Genomic DNA, 14,048 nt, shown 5'->3' with positions numbered 1-14,048 from the left:
TGCGCTAAAGGAGGAATACGCGATGCGCGGCCCCGCCATTGTGTTCGACAACGTCTCCCTGCAACTGGGAGGTACACAGGTGCTCGATCAGGTGAGCTTGCGCATAGAAGCCGGCGCCTTGCATTGCCTGGTAGGCCCCAACGGCGGAGGCAAGACCTCACTGGTGCGTGCGCTGCTGGGCCAGATGCCGCATTCGGGGACGATCCGCTTCGAGGGTGAATGCGTCACGCCCCTGGGGTATGTCCCGCAACTGCCGGACTTCGACCGCAACGTGCCGATGACGGTCAACGATCTCATGGCCCTGTTGGGCCAACGTCGGCCCGCCTTCTTCGGCGCAAGCCGCGCCGCCAAGGCGGCCCATGTCGAGGCCCTGGCGCGTACCGGTATGGCGGGGATGGGGAAAAAGCCGTTTGGCAGCCTGTCCGGCGGCCAGCGTCAGCGCGTGCTGCTGGCCCAGGCTATAAGCCCGATGCCCTGGCTGTTGATCCTCGATGAACCCACCGCCGGGATCGACGAGGCCGGCGTGCGCCTGGTGGAGACACTGGTAGCGGAGCTGAACAGCCGTGGGGTGACCATCCTGTGGATCAACCACGACCTCGAACAGGTCAAGCGTATCGCGCAGTCCGTCACCCTTATCAACCAGCGGGTGCTGTTTCACGGCCCCGCCGATCAGATCGACAGCCGACTGGAGGCCATTCGATGAATGCCTTTTACGATTTCATTCGCGACCATCTCCAGGCGCTCGCCGCGACTCACGTGTTGCCGCAGCCGTTCGAATACGAGTTCGTGATCAATGCGTTGATGTGCTCAGTGCTGATCGGACCGCTGCTGGGCGTGCTGGGCTCGATGGTGATGATCAAGCGGATGGCGTTCTTCAGTCAGTCCGTGGGCAATGCGGCGATGACCGGCGTGGCCATTGGCGTGCTGATCGGTGAGTCCTATACCTCGCCCTACTTCTCGATGTTCGGCTTCTGCCTGCTGTTCGCGCTGACCCTCAAGTACACCCAACACCGCACCACCCTGGCGAATGACACGCTGATCGGTGTGTTCCTCTCCATCTCCCTGGCGGTCGGCGCTTCATTGCTGCTGTTCGTGTCGGCAAAAATCAACACACACGTCATGGAAGGTGTGCTGTTCGGCTCGATCCTGGCCGTCGACCACACCGACATGAACGTACTGCTGGGCGTGACAGTGATTTGCACGCTGATCGGCCTGCCGCTGTACAACGGCATGTTGCTCTCCAGCCTGAATCCGAGCCTGGCCCACGCACGCGGCGTAAAGGTGCGCAGCGTCGAATACCTGTTCGTGGTGCTGGTCACCCTGGTAACGGTCGCCTGCTTGAAGATCATCGGCGCCGTACTGGTAGAGGCCTTGCTGCTGATACCGGCAGCAGCGGCCCGCAACATCAGCCACTCACTGCCAGGCCTGGTCAGCTGGACCGTGGTCATTGCGACCTTTTCCTGTGTGGTCGGCATTCTGGCACCGATGCAGTTCCATATCCCCGTACCCACGGGCGGCGCCATTGTGATCGTCGCGGCCTTGGTGTTTGCGTTCACCACCCTCATCCGAGGCACCGCGCCGCAGTTCAAAGGGGCCAGCGTATGACACGGTTCAACTCATCCATGCGCCGTGGGCTGGCGCTGCTGGCATTGCTGTTGGGCGGCGCGCCGTCGGCGTTTGCGCAGGTCGGCCAGCAACAAGTGCTGGTCGCCCTGCCGGCGGTGTATGCGCTCACCGCTGCACTCGGTGAAGGCACACACATCGAGGTCGTGCGTGTGCCGATGGACGCCGCCGTGCCCATGGAAAGCCAGGCCAACGCGCTGTCACGCCTGGAGCCGGCCGTCTTCGAGAAGGCCGTCGCCGTGGTCACCCTGAGCAGCCTGTGGCGTGCTGATCCGCTGTATGCGACGGCCCGGCGCCACAACCTGCGCATCGTCGAGATCGATGCGTCGCACTCATGGGACAGCTTCAAGCCCGGCGTGGCCGTGACCCGCGTGCCTTCGAACGATGTGCCCTGGGCGGGTGCCCGCGATGGCGACGGCGGCCCGTCACCCTACGCCTGGCTGGGCCCGGTCAATGCCATGCGCATGTCGGCGTTGATTGCGGCCGACCTGGCGCGCCTTTCCCCCCCTGATGCGCCGCAGATCGAGCGCAACCTCGCCGCACTCGACGACCGCTTGCGCCAGCTGAAGGCCGACTACGGTGACCGCCTGTTGAAGGTGCCGGACCTGCGCGTGCTGTCGCTGGCCAGCGAGCCGGTCTACCTGTTCGGCGAGTTTGGCGTGTATGTGGACGGCTGGTTCGTGCGCCAGGACATCGACTGGACCGACGCCGACCTTGCGGCCCTGACCCGCTACCTGCGCGAGCGGGATATCCACGTGGTGGTCCATAAGTGGGCGCCTGACGCCAGGATTGCCCAGGCCATCAAGGACGGCGGCGCACGCCTGCTGATCCTGGATATCGGCAACCCGGGCATGCTTGCCAACGCAGCCAACGGCTACGAAGCGCTGCTGAGTTCCAACCTGGACGCCTTGCTGGCGGCCTTCACATCGGCCGGCGTTCAAGCCGCGACGCCGCAGTGATCAACGTCGACCCTGGAGACTCAAGCCTGATGAAAACCCGAGATCTGGCCCACCCGCTACTGCTGGCAGGTGCCCTGCTGTTCTGCCAGGCCGCCTTGGCCCACGGCCCCGTTTTCGACTGCTATATCGAGCACGACGACTGGGTGAAGTGTGAAGCCGGCTACACCGACGGCAGTTCCGCCGTGGGCCGCAAAATCCATGTCCAGGACACCAGCAACAAGGTGTTGATAGAAGGCACTGTCGGTAACGACAACAGCTTTACGTTCCAGGCCCCCACTGGCGTCTACTCCGTGGAGTTTCTCGGGGGGGAGAACCATGGCGCCACGATTCAATCCTCTGACATAACCAAGTGAAAACCACCATGCCCATCAAACGACTCCTGCTTCACACCCTCGCCGCCGCGACCCTCGGTTGCATGGCCGGTGCCGCACAAGCCCATTTCCAGATGCTGTACGTGGACGAAACGGCGCTGCCGCGCGCGGACAACCTGGAATTCGCCATCGTATTCACCCACCCGTTCTCTGCCGGGCCGACGATGAACATGGGGCAGCCCCTCGTCTTCAGCCAGGTCAGCGCTCACGGCGGGGAGAAAATCGACCTGCGTAAATACCTGCGACCCGTGCAGTGGCAGAGCCGCGATAATCAGGCGAACGCCTATCGTGCATCGATTCCACGGGAATTGGTGCGCTCCCTGGGGGACCATGTCTTTGTACTTGAACCCGAGCCCTACCTGGAAACCGCCGAAGACGTGTATATCCAGCAGTTCACCAAGCTGATCGTGAACGTCGGTGGCGTACCCGGCAACTGGTCGGAACCGCAAGGCCTGCCGGTTGAAATCCAACCCTTGAACAAGCCCTATGCCAACTGGACCGGCGGCGTGTTCCGCGCCTTGGTGCTGGCCGACGGCGAGCCCGTGCCGTTCGCCGAGATCGAAATCGAATACCTCAACCATGCGGTCGATATCAAAGGCAACGCCTTCGGCCAGCAGGACTATGTCACGGCCCCCCAAGCCTCGTTCAAATCCCTGAGTACCTATTCGGATGCCCAGGGCGTCGTCACCATCGGCCTTCCCCGTGCCGGCTGGTGGGGAATTGCAGCGCTGAACATTGGTAAGACTAAAACCTATAAAGGCAAGCACCTCTCCCAGGACGCGGTGCTGTGGGTGCAGGCCAAGGATATGAAATAACCTGCTCCAGGGCAGGGCTCCTTGACGGCGCCCTGTCCTGCCTGCCACCCATGATGCACCTCCAGCATCGCCCCTCGTATTGCGCTGCAACCGTGCTCAAATCCAACGACCATCAGAGCTTCTGGGTAAGGTTGCTCAGCATCCCGTCAGCCGCCTTGATCACCTTGGCGTTCATTTCGTATGCACGCTGCGTCGTGATCATGTTGACCATTTCTTCAACCGTGCTGACGTTGGACGTTTCCAGGCTGTTTTGCAAAAGGGTGCCCAACCCCGCCAGGCCAGGCGTACCGACCTGCGGGGCCGAGCTGGCCGCTGTTTCGAGAAACAGATTGCCGCCGATCGCCTGCAGCCCCGCTGGATTGATGAAGTCAGCCGTTTGAATATTGCCGATGACCTGGGTCGCCGGGTTCCCGGCCACACTGATGGAGACCGTGCCATCGCGGCCAACCGTGAAGGTCTGGGCGTTGGCTGGAACCACAATGGCAGGCTCAAGCGCAAAGCCGTTCGCATTCACGATGCGGCCATTGGCGTCCAGGTGAAACGTGCCGTCGCGCGTATAGGAAGTCGTGCCATCCGGTTGCTGGATCTGGAAAAAACCGCGACCGTTGATCGCCATATCCAAGGGTTGCCCGGTGGCCTGCAGACCGCCCGCCGAGAAGTTTTTCTGCGTGCCCACAATGCGTACGCCGGTGCCCGTTTGCAGGCCGGAGGGCAACTCGCTGTTTTGTGTGGACGCTGCACCGGGCTGTCGATGAGTCTGGTACAGCAGGTCCTGAAACTCAGTGCGGTCACGCTTGAAACCGGTTGTCGAGACATTCGCAAGGTTATTGGAAATTGTAGTGAGGTTGGTGTCTTGGGCGGACAGACCCGTCTTGGCTACGTAAAGGGCTGGAAGCATGTTGACTCCTGAGCGCGCGACTCAGCGCACACTACCTGGCTGATTGACGGGGATTGAGAACGGCACGACGGGTGAGCGAGTTACTTCATCTGGATAACGGTCTGGAGCAATTTGTTCTGGGTCGTCAGGGTCTTTGCGTTCGCCTGATAATTGCGTTGCGCTTGGATCAGGTTGACCAATTCATTGGTCAAATCGACGTTGGACGCCTCCAGCGAGTTGGACACGATTACCCCCGCAGAGCCCGCCCCAGGCGCGTCGATTCCGGGAAGGCCCGAAGCGAATGTCTCCTTCCATCGCGTTCCACCCGCAGGTTGCAAGCCCTGCTCATTGGTGAAACTGGCCAGTGCCACTTGGCCAATCGCCTTGGTTTGTCCGTTGCTGAAATTCGCATTCATGATGCCGGTGGCATCGATCGTCAGGCCGCTGATCTGCCCGCTGGGATAACCGTCCTGCGCTGGCGCCGTATGAGTAGACGCGGCCGCGAACGAAGTGGTCTTGCCAAAATCAAGCGCTATGCCCGGCACGGCCCCGCGAGCGCCGTTAAGACTCCAGCTCGGTGGATGACCGCTGGCGTTGTTCATCACGCCGGGTCGCCACCCCGTCAACGTCAGCGTGTTTCCGGTTTTGCTCCAGCCTGTTCCCGCCGTCAGCGAGCTAAGGGTGCCATTGGCGTTGAACGTGAGGTCTGCTTTGAGGCCCACGGGGGGTTGCTGAACAGGATCTGCCGGGCTGCGCCCGTCGATGAAGGTGTGTACCGTCCATGAGTTGGCGAGCGGAAGTTTGACGTAATACTGTTCCATGGCGTGCCTGTTGCCTTGTGAGTCATAGACAGGCGTGGCGACCATGTGGTTGTAGCTGTTGGGATCTGCGGGATTAAATGTCGCCACGCTGGGGAGGCGTTGCGCTGAGTTCAGATTCACGGTCTGTTCGACACGCGTGGTGGCGTGAGGTGCAAGGTGGGACTTGTCGATCTTCAGATCAGCCAGCGCACCCTTGGCGATATTGCCGTTGAGATCCGCGCCATAGCCTTGAAGACGGTGGCCGGTGTTGTCGACCACAACGTTCTCGGCATTGACCTTGAACGCACCCGCCCGTGAGTAACTCAGTGATCCATTGTCGCCCAGCACAAAAAAGCCGCTCCCTCGAATGCTGAGATCAAGGGCGTTACCGGTATTTTTGAGGTCGCCTTGGTTGAACTGCTGGGAGACATTCGCCAGGCGCACGCCCCGGCCTATCGCACTGCTGACCGTCCCCAGCAGTGTTGTTGAATAGACATCGGCGAATTCAGCACGGGACGATTTGAACCCCGTGGTTGCCACGTTCGCGATGTTGTTGCCAGCCACGTCCAGTTGCTTATTGGCTGCGTTAATACCGCTAAGACCGTTAGTGAAAGACATGAGCCACTCCTCTGTGTAAGGAGCGATTGTACGGATGGGGTGTGGAGACTCGGCTGAGTGCGTGTGGAGGAACGGTGGAGATCAGCGACCCAGACGACGAGCCAGATCATCCAGAAGCCAGCGACCGGCTTTGCCCAAGGCACGATGTGCAGGTGTGCGGTGTAGGTCTGCACGCCGTTATCCGCCTGGCCCCAGCCCTATCAAAGGGTAAATCCTGGAAATCACTCGCCTCGTGGCCTCTTCGATCGTTCCTTCATTGCGGCATAAAACCCAGTCGTTATCGGCCATCGCGCGTTCAAACGCCTGGGTACAGGCACTATGTTCTTCCAGTGTCTGGGTCACTGTACTGCCCAGCCCACGCCGTCGCGCGGCTGCCCTGCCCCATGAAATCTCAGGGGCGGTGACCACGCCGACATGCAGGTCTGGCACTCGCACGTTTCGATCGATGTTCAATTGCAGGATCTGTGCAAACGGGATTATCCGGCGAAACGCGGCATCGGAGGGGTACCAGCGGTCTATCAAAATGATGCTGCCTGGCGGCTGTTTATCCAGCACGTGCCGGGAGATCCAGGCACGGCTATCAGCAAAGCGCTCACACACCTCCCATTCCAGATCCCGGTTGGGGTCCCTGACGAGTTGGTTGACGAGGGCCATTGTTTCACCCCTGGAGGGATCGCTTTTTTTCTCGCACAGGCGGATGACCTTTTGGTTGTCTGCCCTCAGTACTTTCGTCACGGCCTCCAGCAGCGTGGTTTTGCCGGCGCCCTTGGGGCCATCGAGAGAAACAAACAGCGGACGATTCATATTCCAGACAACGATTGATAGACGGTTTTTTGGGCCCTGTTCGTTCGCCGGAACGGCTTGGCGCGACGACGCGAATCGAGTGAAGGGGGCTGATGAAAAGGTATTGATGAACACTCTAACCTGGTTTCTGGCCAAGGGTTCTCAAAATCCTGGGTTACAGCCGATCAAGCACACGCCTCTTCTTCATGACCCGGCTCAGGTCGAGAACGGGCCCATCGCTGGGCAAGCCCTAATGCCGTTCAGTTGAGCGTACATCGCTTTCTGTAGGAGCGAGCTTGCTCGCGAAAAACCTCAACGATAACGCGTGTTGCCTGAATCAACGCGGCGCCTGTGGGTTCTTCGCGAGCAAGCGCGCTCCTACAAAAAAGCCTTGATTGAACGGCATTTGGGCAAGCCCTACGTCGGAGATTTAGCGGGACTTCCCTCTATGGAATGGCTGAATATTTTGTCTGCTCAACCGCACCAGAGGGCAAACCCCTTTCAGGCGTGAATATTCGCATGATCAGCACAAAGAACACGGGGACGAAAAAGATCGCTAGAAGTGTCCCCGACAGCATTCCGCCAATAACGGCTGTACCAAGTGCGTGCTGGGCGCCTGCTCCGGCGCCGCTGCCCAGGACCAGCGGCAATACTCCCAGGATGAACGCGAGCGAGGTCATCAGGATCGGGCGCAAGCGCATGCGCACCGCTTCCATCGTGGCTTCCACCAAGCCCTTTCCTTCCTCGTAAAGATCCTTGGCAAACTCAACGATAAGGATCGCGTTTTTACAGGCCAGGCCGATGGTCGTCAGTAATCCGACCTGGAAGTAGATGTCATTGAATTTCCACGTCAGCACAGCACCTACCAGAACGCCCAAAACGCCCAACGGAATAACCAGAATGACTGACAGCGGAACCGCCCAGCTCTCATACAGGGCCGCCAGTGAAAGGAAGACAATCAGAATCGACAAACCGTACAGGATGCCCGTCTGACCACTCGATGCCTTTTCCTGACGTGACATGCCTGTCCACTCAAAACCAATGCCCGCGGGTAGCTGGGCGACGGCGGCTTCGACGATGGCCATCGCTTCACCGCTCGAGGCACGCCCAGGAAAAGCCATGCCCAGCACTTCAATCGAAGGCACGCCGTTGTAGCGTTCCAGCCTTGGCGAGGTGGTGGCCCAGCTTGCCGTGGCAAATGAGGTGAACGGCACCATGGTGCCTGCGCTGTTTCGGACGTACCAACGGTCGGTATCCGTGGGCAACATTCGGAAGTGATCCTCCCCCTGCAACATCACTTTTTTGACCCGGCCCTTGTCGATGAAGTCGTTGACGTAGTTGCTCCCCCAGGCAGCCGACAGGGTGTTGTTGATGTCTGCCATGGAGACGCCCAATGCCCCGGCCTTGGTTGTATCGACCAACAATCGGTAATCGGGCATGTCTTCCAGGCCGTTGGGCCTGACCGCCACCAGTCGTGGATCTTTGGTGAGTATCCCCAGTAACTGGTTACGCGCCTGCATCATCACGGTATGGCCGAGATTGGCTTCGTCCTTGAGCATCAAGTCGAACCCCGTTGCATTACCGAGCTCCGACACCGCTGGCGGAGCGAAGGCAAAGATCCTGGCATCCCTGATCGTATTGAAAAAGACTCCCGCTCTTGCGGCTATATCGGTCACACGCAAGCCGGGGCCGGTGCGTTCGTCCCACGACTTGAGCTGAACAAAAGCAAACCCCATGTTTTGGCCGCTGCCGGCGAAGCTGAAACCTGACACCGAGAATACGCCTTGAACAGCGTCCTTTTGATCAACGAGAAAGTGCTGTTCCACCTGCTGGATGACCTCATCTGTCCGAGCCTTAGTGGCGCCGGGTGGCAGTTGGATATTGGCAAATAATGTACCTTGGTCTTCATCAGGTAAAAATCCGACCGGTATCTTCAAGAAAACCAAGGCCACCACCGCGACAATGGCCGCGTAAACGATCATGTACCGCCACCCGTTGCCCAGCATGTGCTTGACGACGCCCTGGTAGCGGTGATTGCCTCGTTCAAACGTGCGGTTGAACCAGCCGAAGAACCCGCTTGTGGCCAATGCGTGTCCCGGTGTCGCCGGTTTCAGCATGGTGGCGCATAGGGCTGGAGTGAGGATCAGTGCGGTGAGCACGGACAACGACATCGCGGACACGATCGTGATCGAGAACTGGCGGTAAATAACGCCACTGGAACCGCTGAAGAACGCCATGGGTATGAACACCGCTGCCAGTACCAAGGCAACACCAACCAGTGCGCCAGTGATCTGATCCATCGATTTGCGCGTCGCTTCTTTGGGCGACAAACCGTCCTCAGTCATCACCCGCTCGACGTTTTCCACGACAACAATCGCGTCGTCTACCAAAAGCCCGATGGCCAGCACCATGGCGAACATGGTCAGGGTATTGATCGTAAAACCAAAGATGGCCAGGATGCCGAACGTACCCAGCAGTACCACAGGCACCGCGATGGTGGGGATAAGGGTCGCACGCAGGTTCTGCATGAACAGGTACATGACCAGAAACACCAGCACGACCGCTTCGACCAGGGTACGCACGACCTCTTCAATAGAGATACGCACGAAAGGCGTGGTGTCATAGGGCTTATGTACCTTCATGCCTGCAGGGAAGAATTTCTCCAACTGCGCCAAGCGGTCGTCAATCGCTTTGACGGTATCCAACGCGTTGGCCCCTGTCGCCAACTTGATTGCCAATCCGGCGGCAGGTAGGCCGTTATAGCGGCCTACCGTGTTATAGCTCTCGCTCCCCAGTTCGATTCGGGCGACATCTCGCAAACGAACATGCGAGCCGTCGGTCAGCGTGCGCAGCTCGATATTTTCGAACTCCTCGGCCGTGCGCATGCGAGTCTGCGCGGTGATTGTCGCGTTGATCTGTTGGTTGGGCGCAGAGGGCAGCCCACCTAACTGACCTGCTGATACCTGGACGTTCTGCGCTTGTATCGCCGTTTTGACGTCCACCGGTGTAAGGCTGAAGCTGGTCAGCTTGTCAGGATTGAGCCATACCCGCATGGCGTACTGCGACCCGAACAAGGTGGTATCGCCCACGCCTTCGACACGGCTGATGGCCTCTTGGACGTTAGCCGCCACATAGTCCGAAAGATCGGAGCCGTTCATGCTTCCATCTTCAGACGTAAAAGCCAGTACGTTAAGAAAGTTGCTTGCAGACTTACTGACAGCGACACCTTGTTGCTGAACCTCTTGCGGCAGCAAGGGTGTAGCGAGCGCCAATTTGTTCTGTACCTGCACTTGAGCCGTATCGGGGTTCGTCCCGTTCTCAAATGTCAGAGTGATCGTGACCGTGCCAGAAGACTCGCTGGTGGAGGCCATGTAGCTCAGCCGATCCAGGCCCTTCATTTTTTGTTCGATCACCTGGGTAACAGTATCTTCCAGCGTCTTGGCCGAAGCGCCGGGATAGGTCGCAACAATCGCCACTGCGGGCGGTGCGATGGCCGGATATTGCGCGATGGGCAACGTCAGGACAGAGATGACACCCGCCAGCATGACAATGATGGCAAGCACCCAGGCAAATATTGGCCGATCAATAAAAAAACGCGCCATGGTCGTCGCCCCCCTATTGATTGTTGGTCATTGGTTTTACTGGCTTGACGGCCGAGAGGCCGGCAGTGGGCGCGAGCGCTGGCTGCGCGTGCCAGGGTGCGACCTCGACCTCGACTCCCGGCGCCGCACGCTGCTGCCCGTCTACAACCAACTGATCGCCCGATTGCAGGCCGCTACGAACCAACCATTGATCACCGATGGCCCGGTCGGTCTCTAATACCCGACGCTCCAGCTTGTTGCTGGCATCCACCACATAAGCTGTTGGTTTACCCGTGCTGTCGCGACTGACCGCTTGCTGCGGTACCAACACCCCCTGTTCCTTAACCCCTGTTTGCAAGACAGCCCGCACATACATGCCTGGCAGCAGGTCTGAATTGGGGTTCGGGAACACAGCCCGCAGCGTGATCGAGCCAGTGTCCTGATTTACCGTGACGTCGGAGAACTCCAACTGCCCATCCAGGGGATAGGTGCGACCATTTTCCAGCACCAGTGATACTTTCGCCGCGTTGGCACCGGCTTTTTGGATTTCACCTTTGGCAAGCGCCTCCTTCAGGTTGAGCCATGCGGCGCTGGGTTGCGTCACATCAACATAAATCGGGTCAAGCTGTTGAATAGTGGCCATCGCGGTGGTCTGACTGGCTGTCACCAGTGCGCCTGGTGTGACGGTGGATCGCCCCACGCGTCCGGAAATGGGCGCATCCACGTGGGAATAAGCCAGGTTGATACGACTGGTTTCGACATTGGCTTTCGCCGCTGCAACATCTGCTGCGATCTCGCCCAGGCTGGCGACGGCATCGTCGTAGTCCTGTTGGCTCACCGCTTTGATGGCCACCAGTTCCTTGTAGCGATCCGATTTGAGCCGTGCAGTCTTCAGGCTTGCCTGCGCTTTGGCTAACGCCGCGACGCTGCTGTCATAGGCGGCTTGATAAGGCGCCGGATCAATTATGTAGAGCGTCTGGCCCGCCTTGAGGTCGCTTCCTTCGCGAAAATTTCGAGCCTTGATGATCCCGTTTACCTGGGGGCGTACGTCGGCGATGAGGTAGGAAACTGTGCGACCAGGTAGTTCTGTGCTCAGCGCCACCGGCTGCATCTGCACGGTAATCACCCCTACGACTGGCTTGCCTGCGGCGGGTGGCGGCCCCATTGGCGGCTTGCCACATGCGCTGAGCAAACAGCAAATGATCATCAGGGTTTCCAACGAAAGAAGAAGAGCTATACGCATGGGGGAACTCCGGCAGACATTGAAAACGCACCCATAACTATACGGTACGGTTCAGTATAGTTAATTGACCCAAGCGGGAAGTCAAGGAATACTGAACCGCCTGGTATGGATAAGAGACGAGACCAATGAGAGTCAAAACTGAAGCGAAACGTGAGGCGATTCTCGCCGCCGCGTGTGAAATCTTTCGAGAAGCCGGTTTTGAAGGGGCCTCAATGGCTGATATTGCCCTCAGGATCGGGGGTTCAAAGGCGACGTTGTACGGTTACTTCGGCTCGAAGGAAGAATTGTTTATTGCTGCGATGCAAGATGAAGCGGTCAAAGAATTCGATCCGATCCTTGCGACGTTTGATAGGGAGGTCAGTGACATCCGGAAAACACTGCAAGTCTGCGGTGAAAAAGTGCTGGAGTTCCTTTGCTCTGCAAACAGAATCCAGACGCTGCGCGCCATCATCGCTCAATCGGGAAGGACTGATATTGGAAAACGCTTTCATGAGTCTGGCCCACAAATAGGCCTGGCCAGGATTGCTGAATTCCTGGACAGGCAAATGACGCTAGGACGACTTAGACGATCGGATCCCTTGTCGGCCGCTGTTCAGCTCAAGGCCCTGCTGGAATGCGAAACCGTCGCGCCGTTGCTCTTGGGTATCGAAGAAAAATTAACGAAGCCCCAGATCAAGGTTGCTGTAGAACGCGCGGTAAATACGTTTTTGGCGGCCTACGCGGTAGATCGTGAGCAATCGAACTAAACCACGCCTAAGCGCTAGTGCGAAACCACAATGTCGACGGTCGGGTAGCGCCACTGTGCTTCGATCCGAGCATCATCCGCGCGATACCCAAGGGCAATCACGAGTGGAATAACCGATCCCCGTGGGAGATCAAGAAGTTTGGCCAGCCGCGACGCGGAAAACCCCTCCATCGGACACGAGTCGATGCCTTTGGCAGCCGCACCCAGCATGATTGTTTGAGCGGCGAAAATTGCATTGCGGGCGGCCCACTGACGACCGCCGATGTGCCCTATGGGGATCAGCGATAACGTGGGGCGAATAAGTGCCGCAAGAGAAACCAGCGGTGACCAGAGTGGCGAAGATCCGACTCCCAGAATTTTCTGGAACATACCGACTTGCTTGCGATAGTAGGCCTTCGAGTCGGCCCCCAGCGCCGTCGAGCTTTCCACGTGAGCAAGTTGTTCGTTTGCGGTACGCAGGCCCAGCGCGGGGCTCGCCACCAGGACAATGAAGTCTGCCGCTGACGCCGCCGCTTTCTGCCCGTTGCAGGCCGCGGCGACCCTGGCTTTCAAGGCTGGCTCTCGAATCCAATGCAGTTCGTACGGCTGCATGTTCCCGCTGGAAGGTGCAAAAGCCGCTTCAGTGAGCAGCGCATAAACGTCATCTTCGGGAATCGTCGTCGAGTTGAATTTACGAATGGCCCTGCGAAAGCGGTTCGCTGCCTGAAAACCGTCCCAAGGGCGTATGGGGTCTCGTGTGCTCATGATTCGGGTGCTCTCGGTTCGTTAGGGCGGTTGTGCTTCCTCGTCTCAAATCGTAAGTTAAAGCTTATATTTTAAAAACTCGTGTTCTGGAGCGGCCCGTGAGCAAGCGCCGAATGACCGTAACCCCCCGTAAAATCCCGGCCCAGGCACGCTCGCGGGCAACCGTCGAAGCCATTATGCAAGCAGCTACTTACATTTTGACCCAGGTCGGTTGGGAAGGACTGACAACCAATGCGATTGCAGAGCGCGCGGGTGTCAATATTGGCTCGCTCTATCAGTTTTTTCCGAACAAGGAGGCGGTAATCGCCGAGCTGCAGCGACGTCATGCCGCTGCAACGCGTACGGATCTGCTTAACGCTTTGGAGATTTTGCCAGGACAACCGTCTCTTCGAGAGGCGCTCACATTGATCGTCGACATGATCGTCGCGGAGCATCGAATTGCCCCTGCGCTGCATAAGGCGATTCATGAAGAACTCCCCCTTACCGTTCGGCAGGCAGAACCAGAAAAAGGTCATCTGCAACGACAGTTCTCAGACGTATTGCGGCCTTTCATGACGAATGTTCCCGATCCGGATCTTTCGATCTACCTGGTGGGCATCGCTGCGCACGCGATCATCCATACGGTTACCGCGGATCGACCGCAATTGCTGGAGGATCAGCGCTTTATCACTGAGGTTGTCACCCTGCTTGAAAGCTACCTTCACAGGCCGACGGAGAATTGAGGAGAGGCACCTGAAGGTTTCTTAACGACTGGCTTGCCACTGGGCCGATCCGGGGCCTTTGAAGCCCTCCTCCCCCCTAATTCTTCCTATAGACCTGCGCGCAATAGTTTAGAAATCTCTGAACTATCTTTTTGCGCTGCCCTATTCTTTTCGCTCCTCGCCCTTCC

General features: G+C 58.6%; 13 protein-coding genes. 7 read left to right on the top strand and 6 right to left on the bottom strand.

What is annotated here, in order from left to right:
* Window positions 1–22 precede the first annotated feature (22 nt).
* Genes ACODSV_RS17365 through ACODSV_RS17345 form a run of 5 tightly spaced genes read left to right on the top strand, consistent with a single transcriptional unit; the run spans window position 23 to window position 3,768 of the window.
* On the top strand, window positions 23–703 hold the full coding sequence (locus ACODSV_RS17365; protein ID WP_223817865.1) for a metal ABC transporter ATP-binding protein: 681 nt from the start codon (window positions 23–25) through the stop codon (window positions 701–703).
* Window positions 700–1,605, top strand: a complete 906-nt coding sequence (locus ACODSV_RS17360) for a metal ABC transporter permease (protein WP_069076106.1) — start codon at window positions 700–702, stop codon at window positions 1,603–1,605. Before ACODSV_RS17365 ends, ACODSV_RS17360 begins: the two co-directional genes overlap by 4 nt.
* Window positions 1,602–2,582 carry a metal ABC transporter solute-binding protein, Zn/Mn family gene (locus ACODSV_RS17355; protein WP_223817866.1) on the top strand — a complete coding sequence of 327 codons (981 nt, stop codon included), beginning with the start codon at window positions 1,602–1,604 and terminating at the stop codon, window positions 2,580–2,582. Before ACODSV_RS17360 ends, ACODSV_RS17355 begins: the two co-directional genes overlap by 4 nt.
* Before the next feature lie 29 nt (window positions 2,583–2,611).
* Entirely contained in the window at window positions 2,612–2,935 is a 324-nt protein-coding gene (locus ACODSV_RS17350) for a hypothetical protein (protein ID WP_069076105.1), read from the top strand.
* Between the two features lie 8 nt (window positions 2,936–2,943).
* The gene (locus ACODSV_RS17345; protein WP_069077404.1) at window positions 2,944–3,768 is read left to right on the top strand and encodes a DUF4198 domain-containing protein; all 825 of its coding nucleotides are present in this window, start codon (window positions 2,944–2,946) and stop codon (window positions 3,766–3,768) included.
* A 112-nt stretch (window positions 3,769–3,880) separates the two neighbouring features.
* Here ACODSV_RS17345 and flgG read toward each other — a convergent pair whose 3' ends face one another.
* The 5 genes from flgG to ACODSV_RS17320 form a co-directional block, all read right to left on the bottom strand.
* Window positions 3,881–4,666: a flagellar basal-body rod protein FlgG gene (gene flgG, locus ACODSV_RS17340; RefSeq protein ID WP_150055250.1), complete on the bottom strand. Its 786-nt coding sequence runs from the start codon at window positions 4,664–4,666 to the stop codon at window positions 3,881–3,883.
* An 80-nt stretch (window positions 4,667–4,746) separates the two neighbouring features.
* The gene (gene flgE, locus ACODSV_RS17335) at window positions 4,747–6,063 is read right to left on the bottom strand and encodes a flagellar hook protein FlgE (protein ID WP_150055251.1); all 1,317 of its coding nucleotides are present in this window, start codon (window positions 6,061–6,063) and stop codon (window positions 4,747–4,749) included.
* A 177-nt stretch (window positions 6,064–6,240) separates the two neighbouring features.
* On the bottom strand, window positions 6,241–6,867 hold the full coding sequence (locus ACODSV_RS17330) for a dTMP kinase (protein WP_150055253.1): 627 nt from the start codon (window positions 6,865–6,867) through the stop codon (window positions 6,241–6,243).
* A gap of 425 nt (window positions 6,868–7,292) precedes the next feature.
* Window positions 7,293–10,448 (bottom strand): efflux RND transporter permease subunit, encoded by a 3,156-nt coding sequence (locus ACODSV_RS17325; RefSeq protein ID WP_150054532.1) that lies wholly within the window; start codon window positions 10,446–10,448, stop codon window positions 7,293–7,295.
* Window positions 10,449–10,461: 13 nt separating this feature from the next.
* Window positions 10,462–11,670, bottom strand: coding sequence for an efflux RND transporter periplasmic adaptor subunit (locus ACODSV_RS17320; protein WP_150054531.1), 1,209 nt, complete (start codon window positions 11,668–11,670; stop codon window positions 10,462–10,464).
* Between the two features lie 125 nt (window positions 11,671–11,795).
* Here ACODSV_RS17320 and ACODSV_RS17315 point away from each other — a divergent pair, with 125 nt between their 5' ends.
* Window positions 11,796–12,416: a TetR/AcrR family transcriptional regulator gene (locus tag ACODSV_RS17315; protein ID WP_150054530.1), complete on the top strand. Its 621-nt coding sequence runs from the start codon at window positions 11,796–11,798 to the stop codon at window positions 12,414–12,416.
* A gap of 14 nt (window positions 12,417–12,430) precedes the next feature.
* On the opposite strand, the gene ACODSV_RS17310 is transcribed toward ACODSV_RS17315, so the two are convergent.
* On the bottom strand, window positions 12,431–13,159 hold the full coding sequence (locus ACODSV_RS17310) for a nitroreductase family protein (RefSeq protein ID WP_150054529.1): 729 nt from the start codon (window positions 13,157–13,159) through the stop codon (window positions 12,431–12,433).
* 98 nt (window positions 13,160–13,257) lie between these two features.
* Between ACODSV_RS17310 and ACODSV_RS17305 the strand changes: the two genes are divergently transcribed.
* Window positions 13,258–13,881 carry a TetR/AcrR family transcriptional regulator gene (locus tag ACODSV_RS17305; protein WP_190300989.1) on the top strand — a complete coding sequence of 208 codons (624 nt, stop codon included), beginning with the start codon at window positions 13,258–13,260 and terminating at the stop codon, window positions 13,879–13,881.
* Window positions 13,882–14,048 lie beyond the last annotated feature (167 nt).

Source organism: Pseudomonas sp. FG86 (assembly GCF_057808775.1).
Note: the sequence above shows the minus strand (reverse complement) of the source record. Positions and strands in the feature narration are given on the sequence as shown.